Below are 18,936 nucleotides of genomic sequence, written 5' to 3' on the forward strand. Positions count from 1 at the left end.
TTCATGAATGGATTATAGCACGGAGAAATATTATATATTTATATAAAAAATATAAAGCCGTCGTTAAGCCGTAAACTGACTCTTGACAAGATTTTTAAATTTTAATCGTCGTACACAATGAAGAATTAGATGATTTTTTTATCAAGATTCAAATCCATTACTTCTGATAGAGCGTTTTGATTATATAAATTCACTAAATGCGTTTCTACCCCTATACAAATTGCTTCAAGCGGAAGATCGTTTGGATCCTGACCAAATGGATCCTCAATTTCAACCCCTATTGCTTCAATCCCTATAAATGCAAAACTTATAAACGTAGTTGCAAGTACTGTAAACCATCCAAGACTATCAACAAGACCAATCGATAAAGTCCCGCAAAATATGAGCAGTAAAATTTTAATATGAGCAAAATATGCAAAAGGAATAGGCGTTGTTTTGATACGATCACATCCACCCACAGCCGTAAGCAGAGTATTCAAATCAGCTTCCATATTAATTATTGCATTTGGATGAATTTGACCCGTTTTCAAACCTTTTGATAGTATAGTTTTTAACATGAAAACTATACTAATCGGTAAATGAATAGACTTAGCCAAGATTTCTCGTTCCTTCTCAGAACAAATATCAAACAAAGATTTTATTTCAGATAAATCTTTTTCATCTCTCAAATGTCCTTTCGCTAACCTTGGAAAAGCAATTAATAAATGTAAAAATTTTAGTTTTTCCTTATCCGTATTTTCCTCTTCAGACTCCCAATAACATAAAAAACTAACTGCTAAATTTCTAGTACAAGCACCAATCGTGCCAAATAACTTTCTACCTTCCCAATATCTATCATACGCAGTGTTAGTACGAAAAACTAACAGTAGACCTAAAGCCCCTCCAACAATTACCCAAGGAGTTTGATTAATTTTTATTTCTACATAATAATAATTAATCACAGTTACTATCGTTGAAACGCATATATATAATAAAATTTGCGGGAAAATATCTCTTATAACTGTCCCCTTTAATGTAAATATTTGATGTAAACTATTTTGATTATTGTAATGTACCATATTTACAAAAGCCTCTTCCCTTTTTAACTTTTTATCCTTTAAAATTATGAAAGTATACAATTAAATAGTAGAATCATAAACCCTATTATTATGAAACTAGTTAAAATTATTTCTTTCAATACCGTTACTCCTTTTTTACCAAAAGATAAAACATCTTTTTTTGATTTAAACAACTAATGTTCACTCTTCTAAATCACGACGCATTATTTTAGAATTTGCAATAAATAAAGCACTAATTAATACAAGAATCGCGCAAGCATATAACAATGAATCCATTGGACTATCATGGTCTATAATAATTAGACGAACAATAGCCGTAATACCTATATATATAAAATAGCGTAATGGAAAATGAAAGTTCATTTGAAAATACTTTATAATCATTACGATGAATTCAAAATATAAAAAGAATACGACGATACTATCAATCAAATGATAACTAGATTCCTCACTATTTAATTTAAGTTCTTGTATAAATTGAATAACTTCTTTCATCAGAAACACACTTAGAACAATCCCTAAGCAAATCAAAGCAACATTTAAAATGTACTGTAGAACGATAGGGAACAACGAAAAAACTCTTTTTATATTCTTTAACACAAACATTTTTCTCCTTTTCCATATAAAACAATAATGACAATATACTTTTATTTAATCATCATTATATTAAAATTATGCATTACAATCTTATTACAGATGTTAAAACAAGACAAAATAAGTAAAGATAGCATTTCACCTATTTTGTCTATAAAGCAACATAACGAAACTATAATCGACTACTTCAATTGAATCGGTTGTTGCTGTGTAACACAATGAATCATTCCGCCATTTTTATAAAGTTCTCTCACGTCAATTCCCACTACTTTGCGATCTGGGTATAACTTCTGAATCGTATCGTTTGCGATTTTATCATTTGGATCATTATAGTTAGGCACCAATACAACTTTATTTCCAATATAATAATTGATATACGATCCTTTATAATCGAGAGTTTTTCCACCTTCTAAAGTAACTTTATCTTTACTAAGCGGTAAGTATTCATACTTATATTTCTGTCCTGAAGCATTTTTTGCATCTAACAATTTATCCATATCTTTGTTTGACAAGCCCCATTCAGCCAAGTCATCTTCTTTCATCGTTACAATGGTAGATTTATCATGGAATTTAGCAAATCCATCAATATGAAAATCAGTAATATCTAAATTAGGCACTCCATCTAACCAAATAAAGTTTGTCACCCCAAGGTCACTTATATATTTTTCAATTTCCTCTTCTGATAAATCAGGATTTCTATTTTTATTCGTTACTGCACTTCGAGTTAATAAAGCAGTCCCATTGCTGTCTAATTCAATTGCGCCACCTTCAAGGACAAATTTCCCCCAATCAATTCTTTCAATCCCTAATTGTTTACTAACATTCTCACGTATACGGGCATCATTTTTATAAGGAGTTTTCTTCCCCCAACCATTAAATGCTGGATCTAATATTTTTAGATTTTTATTATTGTCATAAACAAAAATTGGTCCACTATCTCTTGCCCATACATCATCAGTAGGAGCGATAAAGAAATCAATTTTCTCCATATTTAGCCCTTTATCTATTAAAAGCTTATTGATTCGCTCTTTCTCCTCCTCATCGTATGCAACAATGTGGACTTTTTCACCCTCAGTTAAAGCACTTGCCATCTTAATCCAAATAGGTTCAACTTCCTGCTTATACTCTTGACCATATGTGTATTCATGTGGCCATTGTAGCCATGTACCTTCATGTTTATCTTTTTCATCCGGCATCGTATATTTTCCAACTTTTTTCTGTACCTCTACCTTTTCACTCTCTTTTCCTTTTGCATTTTCATTACCCCCTTCAAAAGAACACCCACTAATAATCGTTGTAGCTAATGTAGCTATTAAACAAAACTTTACTACTTTTTTCATTTTGCAACCTCCTGTTCATGTCTACAATAATGTAAGGCTTAACATAGTGTGAAGCTCAAGCTTTTTCATCAATGTAAAAATTCCCAATTATTCTTCCGCATAATAATCACATAAGTTCAATACAAATAGATGACATTCACAAAACTCATTCCCTATATTTAACATTAATATCATTTAACTTCCTTCATAAATTTATTCTAATATTAATCCCCTCTCATACCTGCTTGTTCACTAAATAAAACATTACTAAATAAAAAAATCGGTATTGATAATTTCATATCAATACCGATTTTTAAATAATTATTTTCCTTCTATTAAATCTTTCGCCATCTTTCTAAACTCCTGATTAAATGTATCGTTCATTCCATTTTGTACGTTAGAGAAAAGAATTACAAAAATTCGTTTATCTCCATTAAAATTATTAAATGTGTTCCATCCAGCTAATACTCCATGATTATGATTATAATCTGCATTAATGTAGAAACTAAATCCATACTTTCTAGCGGGCGATACAGTAAACATATCTGATAAACTTTGTTTAGAAAGCAATTTACCATCTATAATTGCCTCATCTAACCTTTTCATATCTTCAACAGTTGTATACATTTCACCACAACCATATAGCCAACTCATTCTTAAACGAGGCGTAGCTATTAACTCATTATCTTTTTTCGTATATCCTTCTGCTAAAAACATATCTCCTGGGAAAGTGGCACCCATCCCAGATTCATGCATTCCAACAGGAGTAAAAATGTTTTCTTTCACATAGTCAGCAAGTGGTTCATTTGTTATCTTTTCTACAATATATGCAAGCACCATATAATTATAATCTGTATATCTCCATCCCGTTCCTGCAGGAAATTCAAGCTTTTGAGATCCAATCCATGTTACTAACTTTAAACGTGATGCCGCATCAACTCTACCTTGTCCCTGCTCTGGCAATCCAGAAGTATGTGTTAACAAATTTCTTAACGTAATATTTTTATCTGCCGGGAATGACGGAATATATTTATTCACATTATCTTCTATATTCAATTTCCCTTTTTCTCTTAGCTGTAATATAGATATTGCAACTACTGTTTTTGTTATGGAACCGATGCGATATTTTGTTCTTGGCGTTGTTAAAATTTTATCTTTTACATTCGCATACCCGTATCCTTTTCGTAAAACCACATTATCTTTATCCGCCACGAGAACCGTTCCGTTAAACCCTTTATCTTTTAAATACTGATCTAGTTTCGCTGCCGCAACCTCATAACGTTTTTGTTGATTTACATCAACTTTTGGTTTATCATTTTCAACCTTATTCTTAGAATCTGAAAATGCCCTCAAATTATATTTCTTATCTTTATTTGCATATATTAGTGCAGCGACACTCCCACAAAAAATAGCAAAAATAAAAAAAACAATTAACCATTTCTTAAACATATAGGAACCCTCTTTTATCTAATCTCACTTTATACTTTTCCATTCTATTCTATATCTTTTAAATTTCAAACATTTTATAATCTATCTATCATTCATCATATTACACTAGATTCCTTTTTCTCACACTCAAATTTTGACTACTCTCTATTGTATTTCTTTTTTGTAAAATTTCCACCTTACAATCGGATGCATCCAACTTAAATTTCAATTTCTTATGTAACATTCGTTATACATTAGCCAGAATGGAGGTGTTAATTTGAAAAAGACCGATAAACGCAATCGTTTAGACGATATGATGTTTCATTATCGGGTAACAAAAAATATAGTTATAATTGAATATTATAGAAAATAGATTATGATTTTAAAAGGAAATGACGTTGAAAAATTTTTAAACAAAATAACTCGGGCAAATAATGAAAAAGAAAAACAACTTATTATGGCTAAAATTACAGGTAACTTCAAAAGAGGAAATGAACGTTAATGAAAACAAATCTCATTTATAACTTGATTATACAGCATTTAAAAAAGAAATGTCACTCCCACGACATTTCTTTAGATTTTCTTCATAAAAGATTTACATTTTTAATATTCGTTTACTTTTACATAAACTCACCGCTGAAACGCTTAGTAATGCAGCTATACCCACCCATGCATATGTGTAGCCTTTTCCATCTACTATATAACCAAACAAAGCAGGTGCAAAGATAATAGCAATTTGATTTAATGTAAGCGCAAAACCCACTGTCATCCCTACTGATTCCTCACTTGCAGACTCAGCAACTTCGACCATAAAAAGACTAAACCAACCAATCGCAAATGTAATTGAAGCTAAGAAGAGTTTTGATTTTACAACAATTAATAGTTTACTGTTTGTATGCAAAAGTTTAGGAGCCGGCCGGCAATATAGAGTATAAAAAAACATTTACCCCAAAACATAGCCTGTATTCCTTATACATTTGATACAAACTTTGATGGTGAATTTGTTATTAATAGATATAATTGGATGGAAAATAAAAAAAGTCGTTCTATGATTTTGGAGAGTACTTAAGAAATGTTTGCTACGGCCAAAAAGGTGGTATTGAGCCACCTGAGAAAGAGATTGAAGGATTAGAAAAATACGTATCATATTACCGACATCTTGCATAATATTTTTCAACATAAAAAAATATCGGGAAGCCAATATAAAGGCTTCCCGAACATTCTAATGATGCATAAATAACACTAAAATCACTTTTCCTTTTTCATTTCCCCACATTTCAGCAAAGAAAAGATACTCTTTTGGGAAATCTTCTAAAGATACTGGTTCATCAGTAAGGCAAATATTATAGTGATATTTTGTATCCCATTCTCCCCTCACATCATCTATTGATTCACGCTCTAAATTACTTTTTTGATCGTCAAAATAATGAGATATAAACACTTCTTCTATTCCACCGTTAAAAACCATTTGTTGCAGTTCTTCTAACGTAGGATTATTAGGATACACTTTATTTGAAACTACTATTTCATTGTTGTATAATCGCTTACTTTCATTGTCTATAAAATAACCTTTTCTTCTCATAACGCTCAGCCCTTTATGTGTAATATAACAAACAATATATTATCATATAGATAGATTACGCTCCAAATTACTTTTATCCTTTAGTACATCTACAAGTCACTTAATTTATGTGTGTATTAAAGGATAAAAAAAAGGGCCTATTTCACTTTGAACTATTCTCTGATGTAGACATCAAAAATAATAAAAACATTATAAGCGGTCGTAACCCTATAAATTATACAAGGTTACGACCGTTTATTTTATTATTAAATGGCTATCCTTTACCCTCCGCAGACAACGCATTGTTAAATCATTTTCTACCTTTTAACTCCATTAATTACAATATAAAAATATTTTTCTATTACCCATAATAAATACTCCATAATTTTCAATACGTAAAAATTGATTCGTCTCGATTTTCTTTCTCAATATTCGTTTTTGTTTATGAAACCAAGCGGAGATCAATTACGTATAATTGCAAACTATATTGAATCTGGACAAATCAAACCTATAATCGATCGTATTTTCCCTTTTGAAGATACTCAAAAAGCAATGGAATATTCAGAGTCTGGAAGAGCAAAAGGAAAGATAATTGTAAAAATCAAATAATAACAAAACTCCATTTTAATCAATCTTTATAAAAATGGAGTTTTTGTATTTGCTGTTAAATAGACACAATGCACTGAAGTCCTTACAATAGATTGCAAGGGGAAATAATAAATTATACTTTTAGTTAACTTTACAAAGAATACATACGTACAAATACATATTCAAAATACAAAAAAGGAGGAGATAAAATGACTAAAAATAAGGAAGCTGGTTGGAATTTAGAAACTAGTTATGCTACATTACCACAATCATTTTATACAGAAATCCCCCCAACTCCTGTACACTCACCGGAGTTAATTAAACTAAATAATTCTTTAGCAATATCTCTTGGCTTTAATCCTGAGGAATTAAAAAAGGACGCTGAAATTGCCATTTTAGCTGGTAACGCAATTCCAGAAGGAGCTCATCCACTCGCTCAAGCGTATGCTGGACACCAATTTGGTCATTTCAACATGTTAGGAGATGGTCGTGCCCTTTTAATTGGAGAACAAATCACCCCTTCAGGCGAACGGTTTGATATTCAATTGAAAGGTTCCGGCCCAACTCCATATTCGCGCCGCGGTGATGGCCGTGCTGCACTCGGTCCGATGCTACGTGAATATATTATTAGCGAAGCGATGTACGCGCTTGATATTCCAACTACTCGCAGTTTAGCAGTAGTCTTAACGGGCGAACCAATCTATCGCGAAACAAAGCTACCTGGAGCTATTTTAACAAGGATTGCAAGCAGTCATATACGCGTTGGAACATTCCAATACGCTGCAGCTCGCGGCTCAATCGAGGATCTCAAAGCGTTAGCTGACTATACGATAAAAAGACATTATCCAGAAATTGAATCTACTGAAAATCCATACGTTTCATTACTACAAGAAGTTATTAAGAAACAAGCCAGCCTCATCGCCAAATGGCAACTCGTCGGCTTCATTCACGGCGTAATGAATACTGACAATATAACGATTAGCGGTGAAACGATTGATTACGGTCCTTGTGCCTTTATGGATAGTTATGACCAAGGAACAGTATTTAGCTCTATTGACACCCAAGGCCGTTATGCATATGGAAATCAACCCTATATGGCTGCATGGGACCTTGCACGATTAGCTGAATCTTTAATGCCAATTCTACACGAAGATGAAGAAGCAGCGCTAAAGATTGCACAAGATGAAATTTCGAAGTTTAGCGTGCAGTACGAAAACAATTGGTTCCTCGGAATGAAGAAGAAATTAGGACTATTTAGCAATGAAGAGCAAGATCAATCACTTATTGAGAAACTTTTAAAAGCAATGGAAAAATATAAAGCAGATTATACAAATACATTCCGTGCATTAACTGACACTACATTAGAAAATGCACCTTTATTTGAAAGTCCTGAATTTAAAGAATGGTACGAGCTATGGCAATCTCGGTTAGAAAGACAAAAAGAATCACAAGATGATGCCTACAAGTTGATGAAAAATAACAACCCAGTAATCATCCCTCGAAACCACAGAGTAGAAGAAGCACTAGAAGCAGCTGTTAAAGATGGAGACTATAGCGTAATGGAGAAACTTCTTCAAGCTTTAGCAAATCCTTATGAATATTCTCAAGAACAAGCGGATTACTGCACGCCTCCTGTGCCGTCTAATCGCCCTTATCGTACTTTTTGTGGGACATGATTGTTTAATACTTTTTTAAAAGGTGTGTTCATACAAATTGTGTGAACACACCTTTTTTATACACTTCCCTTTCAAAAAGATGCACTGAAGCACCCTTTAGCTACCCTTACTGTATTCCACTCCCTGCTTCCTTAAACTAAATATCAAAACTATCTTTATTCCAATTTATTTAATAGTAAATCTACTAAACAAATATTGAGAAATATAAAACTCCATTTCTAAATATTGTTATTTTTGATAATATATTTTATAAGAATATTCAAAAAGTGAGGGGATTTTATGAACGTTCAACTACAAGGTAATGAACAAGTTACAAAACTATTTAATGATTGGTATTTAGCTATATTACAACATCAAACTGTCCATGCAACAAAACTAAAAAAAGAGATTGAGGATAGAATATCTGGTTCAGAAGAAGATACAAACCTGCAATTATATTATTCACTTTTTAACTTTAGATATACTGTTTTAATAGATGGTTTAAATATCAATAAAGATGCTTTTAATAAAATTGATTCTTTCCCAATACCAGAAAATAATTTTCTTTCCTATTATTATAATTTCTTCAAAGCTATTCATAACACGATTATTGCAGACTATAATGAAGCTAAAAAACACTTTGAGAAAGCTGAAAAACTTATAAAATATGTACCTGAAGAATTAGAGCTTGCTGAGTTTAATTATCGCATCTCTTCTTTTTATTACCAAATATACAAACCACTTACAGCTATTAACCACATACAACAAGCAAAAAAACTATTCTCTAAACATACCGGGTATGAAATTAACTTAGCTGCGTGCGACAATGTTTTTGGACTATCTTGTCTAGATTTAAGACAATTTGAACAAGCTGAAGAAAGCTTCAATTCCGCTATCGATTTCTTGAAAAAGAGAGGAGAAAAATCATTACTTTTACGTACTAGAAATAATATTGGCTTGCTATACGCAAATCAAAATCTTTCCTCTTTAGCAATTCGCCATCTATCCGAAGTTACTGAGAGCATGCCAAACCATTTTAAAGCCCTTTATCTCCAAGCAGATGAATATGTAAAATTAAGTGACATAAAATCTGCATCGCAACTAATTGAAAAAGGTTTATCTGTTTGTAACGAATTAGAAATTAAAGAATATCAATATCGTTTTAAAATCTTAGAAGAGCTTAGTAAAGAATCAAATTTAATTAAACTAGAAAAAGTAATTTTAGAAGGGATTTCTTATTTTGAAAAAGAAGAATTATGGGAGTGTATTGAAGAGTACACTGAACGAATAGCAAATAAATTTTATGCAGAAGAGAATCATGCCAAAGCAAGTAAATATTATAATTTAAGTAATCAGGCACGCAAAAAATCATTAGCTAAAGGGGCGCTAAAATAATGAAAAAGATTGGTTTAACACTATCGTCGGTAGCATTAACACTAATTTTGAGTTTTGGATTCAGCCATAATCTAAAAGATGCTGCATTAAACAAAGGTGATACTTGGTCTCCAGCATACGAGTTAACCATCAAATAATTATAAAAAAGTCGTGCTAATTTTTGAAGTGACCCCCGAAAGTTAGACAGGTCGTTTCATTAGGCAGCTTCTAGGGTATGAGCCCGGTATTGTACCGGGCTCATACCCTTTAATTTTGCCTTAATTCTTTTATGATTATAGTATTCTATATACTTTGCTAATTCTTGTTTGAAATGTGTTATACTTTCAAATTCTTTTCGATACAGAAATTCTGATTTCATGATACCAAAGAAATTTTCAATAACGGCATTGTCATAACAGTTTCCTTTGCGAGACATACTTTGAGTAATGCCACAGTTCTTAAGAGAATGACGGTATTGTTTCATTTGATAGTGCCAACCTTGATCAGAATGAATGAGGAGTTTATCCTGATCTGTTATACGTTCAAAAGCTTGATCTAACATCGTTGAAACAAGGGAATAGGTCGGTCTTGAACCAATTGTATAGGTAATAATTTCACTATTAAACAAATCCAACATTGGTGATAAGTATAACTTCTCCCCAAATAACTTAAACTCCGTAATATCTGTAACCCACTTTTCATTTGGTTTTACAGCTTGGAAGTTGCGATTTAAAATATTTGGCGCAATTTTCCCAACTGTCCCTTTGTAAGAGCGATATTTTTTCATACGAACAAGACATTTTAACCCTAATTCTTTCATAAGGCGATACACTTTTTTATGATTTACTTTGTGTCCACGATTCATAAGTTCATCACGAATACGACGATACCCATAACACCCATCGTGTTCATTATAAATAGCTTGAATCAGTTCTTTTACTTCTGCATTTGGATCAGGACGATTGAACTGTTTCATCCAGTAATAGTACGTACTACGTGGAATGTTTGCGAGTTGAAGTAACTCCTTGACAGGAAATTCATGCCTTAACTCATAGATTACTTGCGCTTTGTCTTGTTTGGTGATTTTTCCTTGTTTTGAACTAAGGCATTCAACTTTTTTAAATATGCATTTTCCATCCGTAAACGCTCATTTTCGGCTTGTAGTGCTTCTATTGAACCTTCTACTACTGGTTTTATTTTTTTATCTTTCATGGTTGGACGCCCCTTTTTCTTTGATTGTAGGGCATCCAATCCTCCTGTTTCATAGGCTATTTTCCATTTCCGAAGTGTTTCATAAGACGGAATATTGAAAAGCGCCGCTGTTTCTCTGATAGATGTCCCGTGTTCATTCATATAATAAAGTACATCTAGTTTATACTGAGCTGAGTATAATGTATAGCACTTGTCAAAGGCCCTTTCACCTGAAGATTCATATCGTCTAATCCACTCACGAATTAAAACAGGAGTAACTCCTATAGATTTAGCAATTGTTTTTCCACTCTCTGAACCATCTAAATATCGTTTCACCGCTTGGATTTTTTCTTTTGAAGAAAATTTAGCCATAAAAAATGCACCTCCAATTGTTAGACCGTGTCTAACAATTGGGGTGCACTTCATTTTAGCACGACTTTTTTATAATTATTTGATTTACCGAGCACACTCTATATGTAATCGTTAACCCTCATTATTATACAACTGCTCCTTCATCCATCTCGCAATCCCCCTGCTCCCCTCACTACCAACTTTCTCAAGTTCTTCTACAACTAATTTTCTTCTTTCCATAGAATGATTTTGACTTAACTTCGCTTTTCCTTCTATTTTATTTATCTTTATTTTAAACCCAACTATTCCCCTACTTAATCCTTCCATATAATTCGGATCTACATCATTCAGTGAGTAGGCGCTTTTTGGATTTTCATATTTATGTACTAAATCTTGAAGTGAATCTATTAATTCCTGTTCATCTTCAACGATTTCTAACTCTCCATATACATGCAACGCAACATAGTTCCATGTTGGTACTGCTTTATTTGTTTCATACCATGACGGAGAGATGTAACTATGTGGCCCTTGAAAAACAGCTAACACTTGTTGATTTTCACTATCTTTCCATTGCTCATTTGGACGTGCAAAATGCCCGGATAAAGTAAGTGTTTCCCTATTTAACAATAACGGTAAATGCGTTGCGTACGGTGCTCCGTTATGTTGAGAAAATAAAGTTGCAAAGCTATTTTGTTCAATAATTTCGTACTTCTTCTCTTCATCTTGTATAGTGAAATGTTTTGGTATGTACATAAGCTCCCTCTTTTCTTATCTTCTTATTTCCCATTATATTTACGAGATTTATTATTTGGCAGGGACAGATTGTAATTGTTTTATAAGGTCAGTTCATATAGTAAAACCTCTTCTTCAAAAATAATAGGTGGCATTATATGATTTCTGCCACCTTAGTCTATTTTCTTATTGATACAAACTCCCTTATTCAACTATCCTTCATAGCTTTTTCTAATACATATTCAATGAATTCCGTTTTACCTAAGCTATAACTTGAGCGATTTTCCGCCGTTTCTACTAACTCTTTCTTTAACTTCCCATATTCAATAACAACGTTTGGATTTCCACGAAGATAATCACGAAACGCCACATGTCTTCTTAACTCGTCACTATTCTTATCACATACATATAAATGATGTTCCATCCAAATTGAATTCTTCCCATCCCTTGGAACATATTGATCCTTTCTTCCAAAAGCCTCTCTCCCTTTAGAACTCCACTCTTCCTGATGAAAATATCCTATCTTTTCAAATCTCTTTATTACTTTAGGAAAAACATCATAATCTTCTATTACAACATCGACATCTAATATCGGTTTAGAAGCAAGACCTTTAACAGATGTACTCCCAACATGCTCTATAGAAAAAATAAGTTCTCCCATTACGTTATTAATCAACGTCTGTAATTTACAAAATTCACTTTCCCATTGTGTATTATATTTCTCAACAGTAATAAATTGTTTCAATTGACCCATCCTTCTCAAATCACTTTTATAACCTCTGAATATGAGTATCCTTAAAATCAGTCTCATACTTCAATCCATACCCAAGCATTCGATCCATCCCAATATGTGCTGTCCATATTAAACCAACCATTAAAATCGTATCCATTTTTAAATAGACCCCTATTAAAACAAGTAATATTGATATGATATATGTGTGAAATAGATTATAAATTTGTGCACCGACACGTTTGTTAATAGCGTACGCCACCATCGCTAAATCAGGCGCAAAAAGTAATACGATAAATAATAACCAACTAAATCCACATAATGCATATATATAAACCGCAGCTAATAAGACGACCAATCCTTCAAAGTGTATAATTCGTTTCTCCAAACTCCATCATTCCTTATCTTTTAACTTAAAAATTTTATTCGGATTTAAAATATTTTGCGGATCAAGAGCTTTCTTTATTTTTTCCATTACTAAAAGCGCAGCCCCATGTTCTTCTTCTTGATACTTCTGCTTCCCTATTCCAACGCCGTGCTCTCCTGTGCACGTTCCGCCACGCTTAAGAGCATACAGTACAATACTTTCGTTTATTTCGTCCCCTTTTTTCACTTCATCTTTATCGTTTGGATTAATCATTAAGAGCACATGGAAATTCCCGTCTCCTACATGGCCAAGAATACCACCAACAAGACCAACTTTATCTAATGTCTCTTTCGCATGCTGTATTGCACCAGCTAATTCTGAAATTGGTACACAAACATCCGTACTCATTAGCTTTTTACCAGGATAACTATGAACGTAAGAATATGCTAAGTTATGTCTTGCATCCCATAATTTATTTCTTGCCGCAGTTTCAGTTTCAAAAGCGACTTCTTTACATTTATGATCAAAAACAATTTCCTTCGTAAACTCGATATCTTGCGTTAGCCCTGCTTCATTTCCGTGAAACTCTAAAAACAGTGTTGGTTCTTCTCTGTAATTTGTTTCATTATAATGATTTACTTGTTTCATAGATAGTTCATCAACGAGCTCTATTCTCGCAATTGGAATACCAGCTTGCAGTATATTAATAACAGCTTCTACTGCATCATTTATAGTTGGAAACGATGCTCTCGCAGCCATAACATGTTCTGGTATGCCGTATACTTTTACTGTTAGCTCTGTAAAGCATCCAAGCGTACCTTCTGATCCTACGAAAATACCATTTAAATGATAACCTGATGATGACTTCGCCGCTAAATTGCCAGTATGTATCACTTGTCCATCAGCAAGTACCACTTCTAAATCACGAACTTGATCACGCATTACGCCATACTTAACCGCTGTCGTTCCGCTTGCATTCGTAGCAGCCATCCCTCCTAACGTTGCATCTGCGCCTGGATCTACACTAAAAAATAGACCATACTTTTTCAATTCTTTATTGAGCTGAGAACGAGTCACTCCTGGTTGTACTTTCACAAGAAAATCTTTCTCTCTTATTTCAAGTATTTTGTTCATTAATGAAAAATCAACCGTAATCCCCTTTTCATACGGAATTATATGGCCCTCTAAACTGGAGCCTACTCCAAATGGAACGACAGCCTTTCCATGCAGACTCGCTACTTTCATAATCTCGCTAACTTCTTCAGCCGTTTTTGGATACACAACTACATCCGGCAAACTACTAGTATGGTAAGATTCATCTTTACTATGTAACTCTCTTACTGTCTTATTAACCACTACTTGATCTTCAGGAAGTATATCCTTTAATTCATTTACTAAACGTTCAATTGTTATTTCCATTACGTACTCTCCTTTTATATTATTTACGCCGCATTAATTATACCATTTTTATACAAAATAATCAGAATAGTAAGATTAATGTAATTCTATATATAAAAAAGAACTTGCAGTATTCCCTACAAGTTCTTTTTTATAAAACTACATTTTAGACGATTTCTTCAACAAAATCATAAACCAAACTAAAGTAAATGCCATCATAGAATGAGAGAACCCTACAATATAAGTTAACCCTTTAAAGTCCGCTCCATTTAGTTGAAGAAGTCCTCTCGCTGCCAACGAACCTAACATTAAAGTTAATGCGATATTATGTAAAATAAACCAGTTATTAAATCCTTTCACTTCATGAAAAGCGAATACTTTTGCTAATCCTAAAGCAATTAAAAAGAAGAAAAAGCCAAGTACTAACGTATGCGTATGCAACAGATTTAATAGTGTAGAGCCTAAAATCCCTTTATATTTCCCATACTCCCTAGCAAATATTCCTGACAATAAACCGATAATTAAATACGTAAACGATGCATTATATAATTTCTTCATTATGTACCTCCTTAAGTAGAATGTGTAGTGTGTCATATTTAGTAATAATGATAGTTATATAGTAAAAACTCCTAGTTTCCTAGGAGTCATTGTATATGCATCTCACTCTTTCCAGTTAATCCTAATTATAAAATATTCTTCTATGCAAAACAATCGAACTTTATGTGAACAAGTAACTCTCAATAAAAATAACTTGCACTTTTATTTTGCACAATCCATACTAATTGTTATAACTTTTAAAGGGGGTGCGATAGATTGATAGTTCTTGAAACTGAACGACTCACTCTTCGCTGGTTTGATATAAAGGACGCTCCATTTATTCTCGAATTAGTAAACGATCCTGCATGGATTCAGTTTATCGGTGATAAAGGGGTTAAAAACTTAGAAGATGCAAAAAATTACATCTTAAATGGACCCGTCGATATGTATAATAAAACGGGCTTTGGTCTTTACTTAGTGGAACGAAAAGAAGATCTTACTCCACTTGGTATGTGTGGTCTTATTAAAAGAGATTCATTAGAAGACGTTGATATCGGCTTCGCCTTTTTAGAAAAATTCCGTTCAAAAGGATATGGCTATGAATCAGCTGCTGCGGTAATCGAATACGGTGTACAAAAACTAGGAATGAAACGAATTGTAGCAATTACTTCTATAGATAACACTGTTTCAGGAAAGCTTTTAGAAAAAGTAGGATTACGATTCGAGAAAATAATTTCAGACTCAGAAGAAGATCTAAAATTATTTGGGTATAACGCATAATAAAAAAGTGTCGCCATTCATGGCGACCCTTTTACTATTTCACTTCTACCGTATAATTCCCTGTTCCCCCGCCGTACTGATATACATGTAAATAATACTTCCCTGGATGCGTATAGTAACTACCTACTAACTTATTTCCTTGTTGCTGAGCATACGTAACATAATTATTTAAATCTGCTTCTGAATAAAGAACCCAGTTTACCCCAATATTATTTTCCTTCGTTACGTTAATTTGAAGGTTTTTCGCAGTTTCTACATTTATTTCAAAGTAATCACTTGTATCACCGTTCCCTAAACTTGCACGTAACAATTGATTTAACTGTAGTTTATTCGCTGTTTTAAATGAATTATTCGACTCTTTTTCTACACTGTTATCTTCTTTCTTTTGAATAGTTACACTCGTTGTATTCGTATTAGCTGCTCCTTTATCGTCTGTTACTGTTAATTTCGCTGTATACGTTCCTTCTTTTGTATATACGTGAGTTGGATTTTGTTCACTACTTACAGTATCATCGCCAAACTCCCATTTATAAGAAGCAATTTTTCCATCTTCATCTTTTGACCCATCGCTTTTAAACGAGATTGCTTCATTCACATTTCCGCTATACGGACCATTTATTACCGCAACTGGTGCTTTATTCACTGCACCTTCTTCTGTATTAATACCATGGAACACAACGTCATACTCAAATTGCCCTGATGCATTTACACGGTAATTCACAAAGTAAGCTGTTACTGTTTTATAGCCTGTCCATTCTTTTGCACTTAAACGTTTTAACGTATCATTAACGTTTTGCGTAATTGTTTTCCAGTCTTCATTTTCTCCTTTTGCAGCAGTACCTGTATGCGTTCCTTGCAGTGTAAATGTATTAAAGAACTGTGATTTATTTTTCTTTACTGATACATTACTTAATTTTGCTTCCGCTGTAATTTCTGCGGCAATATCTGAAACTGGTTTCGGTGCATGAGTTGCTAAATAATCATCTGATACTAATGGGATATTATATTTCTCACGATTGTCTACTAACATTTGCATATAGTCTTGATACTCTTTATTTAAATTCGCATCTTTACTTAAAGCAGAGCGGTATGCATCATATGCTGTCACATCATTTTTCCTAATAAGATCATGAATTTTGTCAAACATATCATATCTCTTATTGTACATATATGATTGTAAAGCGAATGAATAATTATAGAAATCCCACGTTCCATACTTTGCATTTAACGTTCGCTCTGCCGTATAACGTTCTGCTGGATTTGAAGATAGTCCTCCTATAATGCTCTTTCTCGGTACAACATTATCCGTTCTCGTTGCCCCTGCAAAGAACTCAGCATTCCCTTCTTCAAACCAAGATAATCTCTCATTTTCATATAATTTACCTTGTCCCCAAAGTCCTGGCACTTCATATCTACCTTGTAAGTAATGCGTGAACTCATGTCGGAATAATTCTTCTAAACTATAAATACTTTCCTGCGGTGTACGTTCATAAGTAAAGAACGTTCCTGTTCCTTCTATATAAATACCACCATTATTTGTTTCATATCCGTATAATTGACGATTAAATTGATATTCAGCTGGGCTATTATAAATAACCATCGTCAACACATCATCAGGATTTCCTTTTTCTAGCGGCTGGTCACTTTCAACTGTACGATGAAATTGTGCCTTTACTTCTTTCGCTGCCCAATATAGACGTTTTACTTTTTCCTCAGTCACTTTATCTCCAGCTTTTAAAACAATTGCTCCATCATCGAATGTATACGTTTTTGGCAAATACTTTTTCTTACCATCTTCTCGTATTTGATCTAAATCAACAACGTTACCATTTGCATCTTTCCCGCCATAATTCGTCGTAATTTGCTCAGCTGCTACGAAATATTGCTCCCCTAAATACGGATAGACTTTCATCGCATCTGTTACAACTTGCAATCCTTTCGTCCCTGTACTATGGAACGTACCGAGTCTGCCTGTATAATAAATGCCATTATTAATAAGCCATCCGTTTTTCGCTGTAACTGTTCCTATTAACGCAAATCTACTTAACTCATTAATATAACTATCTATTTTTTGATACCACATTGTATCTTTCGGTGCTTTATTCGTATCGTACAAATACGACTGAATATCATAATCTACACCTTGCATAATATCGTATACTGCATTACCTGCTGAACGATTATCTATAAATGTAGAAAGATTATCATTATATTGTTTGAAAATGTTCGCAACCGATGAAATCGTTTCCGCATCACTAGAAGCATTTCCTATTAATTTTCCATATGATGATACAACTTTATTTTGTTCTAACGTACCGAGTTTGAAATTTGGGTTTTGGGAAATCGATTTTAATGCAGGTAAGCACTTGTCATGATAGCTTCGTTCATTAAGTTTACTTAGTTCTGTATGATAAAACCCTAAATAAAACCCAGAGCGCAATACCTCTACTAATGTTTCAATCCCTTTTGAATCATCCTTCGTATAAGCTTGTCCTTGCTGCTTCAATTTATCAATAATCGCCTGCATCCTACTATCATTTTGATAGAATGCAAGGCTGTCCTTATTAAACTGAAATAGCCCTGTAATTTGTTCCCAATCAATTGTTACAAGTAAATCTACCAACGCCTGATTGCTTAATTGATTTAATTCAGCAATTGTATAAGTTTTCGCTACAGCTAATTGCTTACTTTCCTTTTTTACTTCAGGCGGTCTTTGCGATAAATCAGCAAATTGTAGCCTTTTCTCAAAAGATTTATTTTCTAGCACTTTCGATGAATGAGCTAATTCTTGCAGTGGCAACTGTACACCAACCGGCTCCATTTTGAGCACATTCCGATAAGAAACTTGCTCTCCCTTAGTATCCTCCGCCAATATGTTCCCCGGAAAACTACTTAACATTAAACTAGCAAAACTTACCCCTACTAACACTTTTTTTGAATAACCTTTCATGTTCTCCCCTACCTTACATTTTTTTAATGTCCCGCTTCGTTATTTTACTATTCTGACTATTTATTATGTATTGAGAAAGGTAAGGAAAACTCTTACAATTTTAGCTATTCAAAGGAAATTTTATTATTGACTTCCTGTGCGATTTATGTCAAAAAAGGATAAAAAATAGCGAAATTTATACTATTTTTATCCCTCTTTTTCACTATTATGATTTTAACTTTATAAACGTAAATTCTGGTAACGATTGTATATGCTGAATGAAGGTATTTTTTTCTTTTGCTGATATATTTTTTAGTTACATTCCTACTTTATAGATTACTCTT

16 protein-coding genes and 5 pseudogenes are annotated in these 18,936 nt (G+C 33.1%); 7 read left to right on the plus strand and 14 right to left on the minus strand.

Annotated features, from left to right (window positions below; translation table 11 throughout):
* Positions 1 to 125: 125 nt before the first annotated feature.
* From EXW56_RS16545 to EXW56_RS16560, 4 genes are all read right to left on the minus strand, one after another.
* Positions 126 to 1,058, minus strand: coding sequence for a bestrophin family protein (locus EXW56_RS16545; RefSeq protein ID WP_215596791.1), 933 nt, complete (start codon positions 1,056 to 1,058; stop codon positions 126 to 128).
* 180 nt (positions 1,059 to 1,238) lie between these two features.
* Positions 1,239 to 1,658, minus strand: a complete 420-nt coding sequence (gene psiE / locus EXW56_RS16550) for a phosphate-starvation-inducible protein PsiE (protein ID WP_002199752.1) — start codon at positions 1,656 to 1,658, stop codon at positions 1,239 to 1,241.
* A gap of 176 nt (positions 1,659 to 1,834) precedes the next feature.
* Complete coding sequence (locus tag EXW56_RS16555; protein WP_002199751.1) at positions 1,835 to 2,992, minus strand: agmatine deiminase family protein; 1,158 nt, start codon at positions 2,990 to 2,992, stop codon at positions 1,835 to 1,837.
* 300 nt (positions 2,993 to 3,292) lie between these two features.
* Positions 3,293 to 4,420 carry a serine hydrolase domain-containing protein gene (locus EXW56_RS16560; protein ID WP_002199750.1) on the minus strand — a complete coding sequence of 376 codons (1,128 nt, stop codon included), beginning with the start codon at positions 4,418 to 4,420 and terminating at the stop codon, positions 3,293 to 3,295.
* A 256-nt stretch (positions 4,421 to 4,676) separates the two neighbouring features.
* On the opposite strand from EXW56_RS16560, the pseudogene EXW56_RS27715 reads away from it, so the two are divergent.
* Positions 4,677 to 4,901 (plus strand): annotated as a pseudogene (locus EXW56_RS27715) (hypothetical protein).
* A 93-nt stretch (positions 4,902 to 4,994) separates the two neighbouring features.
* Here the strand turns inward: EXW56_RS27715 and EXW56_RS16570 are convergent.
* Positions 4,995 to 5,237: pseudogene (locus EXW56_RS16570) on the minus strand (hypothetical protein); the annotation flags it as partial.
* On the opposite strand from EXW56_RS16570, the pseudogene EXW56_RS27720 reads away from it, so the two are divergent.
* A pseudogene (locus EXW56_RS27720) lies at positions 5,230 to 5,566 on the plus strand (YdcF family protein); the annotation flags it as partial. The pseudogenes EXW56_RS16570 and EXW56_RS27720 overlap by 8 nt on opposite strands.
* A gap of 55 nt (positions 5,567 to 5,621) precedes the next feature.
* On the opposite strand, the gene EXW56_RS16575 reads toward EXW56_RS27720, so the two are convergent.
* Positions 5,622 to 5,981, minus strand: a complete 360-nt coding sequence (locus EXW56_RS16575; protein ID WP_215596793.1) for a hypothetical protein — start codon at positions 5,979 to 5,981, stop codon at positions 5,622 to 5,624.
* A 402-nt stretch (positions 5,982 to 6,383) separates the two neighbouring features.
* Between EXW56_RS16575 and EXW56_RS16580 the strand changes: the two are divergent.
* From EXW56_RS16580 to EXW56_RS16595, 4 genes and pseudogenes are all read left to right on the plus strand, one after another.
* Positions 6,384 to 6,569, plus strand: a pseudogene (locus EXW56_RS16580) (zinc-binding dehydrogenase); the annotation flags it as partial.
* A gap of 188 nt (positions 6,570 to 6,757) precedes the next feature.
* Complete coding sequence (locus EXW56_RS16585) at positions 6,758 to 8,224, plus strand: protein adenylyltransferase SelO (RefSeq protein ID WP_002199745.1); 1,467 nt, start codon at positions 6,758 to 6,760, stop codon at positions 8,222 to 8,224.
* A 279-nt stretch (positions 8,225 to 8,503) separates the two neighbouring features.
* Positions 8,504 to 9,598 carry a response regulator aspartate phosphatase gene (locus EXW56_RS16590; RefSeq protein WP_002199744.1) on the plus strand — a complete coding sequence of 365 codons (1,095 nt, stop codon included), beginning with the start codon at positions 8,504 to 8,506 and terminating at the stop codon, positions 9,596 to 9,598.
* The gene (locus EXW56_RS16595; protein ID WP_002160981.1) at positions 9,598 to 9,735 is read left to right on the plus strand and encodes a Phr family secreted Rap phosphatase inhibitor; all 138 of its coding nucleotides are present in this window, start codon (positions 9,598 to 9,600) and stop codon (positions 9,733 to 9,735) included. The genes EXW56_RS16590 and EXW56_RS16595 overlap by 1 nt, the downstream gene beginning before the upstream one ends.
* A 59-nt stretch (positions 9,736 to 9,794) precedes the next feature.
* Here EXW56_RS16595 and EXW56_RS16600 read toward each other — a convergent pair.
* From EXW56_RS16600 to EXW56_RS16625, 6 genes are all read right to left on the minus strand, one after another.
* Positions 9,795 to 11,140 (minus strand): IS3 family transposase gene (locus EXW56_RS16600; protein WP_215596794.1). Its coding sequence is split into 2 segments (ribosomal slippage): positions 9,795 to 10,699 and positions 10,699 to 11,140, totalling 1,347 coding nucleotides; the frame shifts between segments, so codons are not numbered across the junction.
* A gap of 111 nt (positions 11,141 to 11,251) precedes the next feature.
* Positions 11,252 to 11,872, minus strand: coding sequence for an FMN-binding negative transcriptional regulator (locus EXW56_RS16605; protein WP_002199743.1), 621 nt, complete (start codon positions 11,870 to 11,872; stop codon positions 11,252 to 11,254).
* A 187-nt stretch (positions 11,873 to 12,059) separates the two neighbouring features.
* Positions 12,060 to 12,596, minus strand: a complete 537-nt coding sequence (locus EXW56_RS16610) for a GrpB family protein (RefSeq protein WP_215596795.1) — start codon at positions 12,594 to 12,596, stop codon at positions 12,060 to 12,062.
* A 25-nt stretch (positions 12,597 to 12,621) separates the two neighbouring features.
* Positions 12,622 to 12,969, minus strand: coding sequence for a DUF4260 domain-containing protein (locus tag EXW56_RS16615; RefSeq protein ID WP_144503720.1), 348 nt, complete (start codon positions 12,967 to 12,969; stop codon positions 12,622 to 12,624).
* Positions 12,970 to 12,975: 6 nt separating this feature from the next.
* Positions 12,976 to 14,367 carry an FAD-binding oxidoreductase gene (locus EXW56_RS16620; RefSeq protein WP_215596796.1) on the minus strand — a complete coding sequence of 464 codons (1,392 nt, stop codon included), beginning with the start codon at positions 14,365 to 14,367 and terminating at the stop codon, positions 12,976 to 12,978.
* A gap of 138 nt (positions 14,368 to 14,505) precedes the next feature.
* Entirely contained in the window at positions 14,506 to 14,904 is a 399-nt protein-coding gene (locus EXW56_RS16625; RefSeq protein ID WP_002199739.1) for a DUF2871 family protein, read from the minus strand.
* Between the two features lie 255 nt (positions 14,905 to 15,159).
* Here EXW56_RS16625 and EXW56_RS16630 point away from each other — a divergent pair, with 255 nt between their 5' ends.
* On the plus strand, positions 15,160 to 15,663 hold the full coding sequence (locus EXW56_RS16630; RefSeq protein ID WP_098987999.1) for a GNAT family N-acetyltransferase: 504 nt from the start codon (positions 15,160 to 15,162) through the stop codon (positions 15,661 to 15,663).
* 34 nt (positions 15,664 to 15,697) lie between these two features.
* On the opposite strand, the gene colA is transcribed toward EXW56_RS16630, so the two are convergent.
* The gene (colA, locus tag EXW56_RS16635; protein ID WP_098988000.1) at positions 15,698 to 18,613 is read right to left on the minus strand and encodes a collagenase ColA; all 2,916 of its coding nucleotides are present in this window, start codon (positions 18,611 to 18,613) and stop codon (positions 15,698 to 15,700) included.
* Positions 18,614 to 18,818: 205 nt separating this feature from the next.
* Positions 18,819 to 18,929, minus strand: a pseudogene (locus tag EXW56_RS27725) (MgtC/SapB family protein); the annotation flags it as partial.
* Between the last annotated feature and the right edge of the window lie 7 nt (positions 18,930 to 18,936).

The sequence above is a fragment of the Bacillus mycoides genome (assembly GCF_018742245.1).
GTDB lineage: Bacteria > Bacillota > Bacilli > Bacillales > Bacillaceae_G > Bacillus_A > Bacillus_A cereus_U.

Excerpts from the sequence above, each read along its gene's own strand:
- EXW56_RS16625 (WP_002199739.1), bottom strand. The coding sequence starts at position 14,904 with ATGAAGAAATTATATAATGCATCGTTTACGTATTTAATTATCGGTTTA.
- EXW56_RS16555 (WP_002199751.1), bottom strand. The coding sequence starts at position 2,992 with ATGAAAAAAGTAGTAAAGTTTTGTTTAATAGCTACATTAGCTACAACG.
- colA (WP_098988000.1), bottom strand. The coding sequence starts at position 18,613 with ATGAAAGGTTATTCAAAAAAAGTGTTAGTAGGGGTAAGTTTTGCTAGT.
- EXW56_RS16590 (WP_002199744.1), top strand. The coding sequence starts at position 8,504 with ATGAACGTTCAACTACAAGGTAATGAACAAGTTACAAAACTATTTAAT.
- EXW56_RS16545 (WP_215596791.1), bottom strand. The coding sequence starts at position 1,058 with ATGGTACATTACAATAATCAAAATAGTTTACATCAAATATTTACATTA.
- EXW56_RS16560 (WP_002199750.1), bottom strand. The coding sequence starts at position 4,420 with ATGTTTAAGAAATGGTTAATTGTTTTTTTTATTTTTGCTATTTTTTGT.
- EXW56_RS16575 (WP_215596793.1), bottom strand. The coding sequence starts at position 5,981 with ATGAGAAGAAAAGGTTATTTTATAGACAATGAAAGTAAGCGATTATAC.
- EXW56_RS16605 (WP_002199743.1), bottom strand. The coding sequence starts at position 11,872 with ATGTACATACCAAAACATTTCACTATACAAGATGAAGAGAAGAAGTAC.
- EXW56_RS16585 (WP_002199745.1), top strand. The coding sequence starts at position 6,758 with ATGACTAAAAATAAGGAAGCTGGTTGGAATTTAGAAACTAGTTATGCT.
- EXW56_RS16595 (WP_002160981.1), top strand. The coding sequence starts at position 9,598 with ATGAAAAAGATTGGTTTAACACTATCGTCGGTAGCATTAACACTAATT.
- EXW56_RS16620 (WP_215596796.1), bottom strand. The coding sequence starts at position 14,367 with ATGGAAATAACAATTGAACGTTTAGTAAATGAATTAAAGGATATACTT.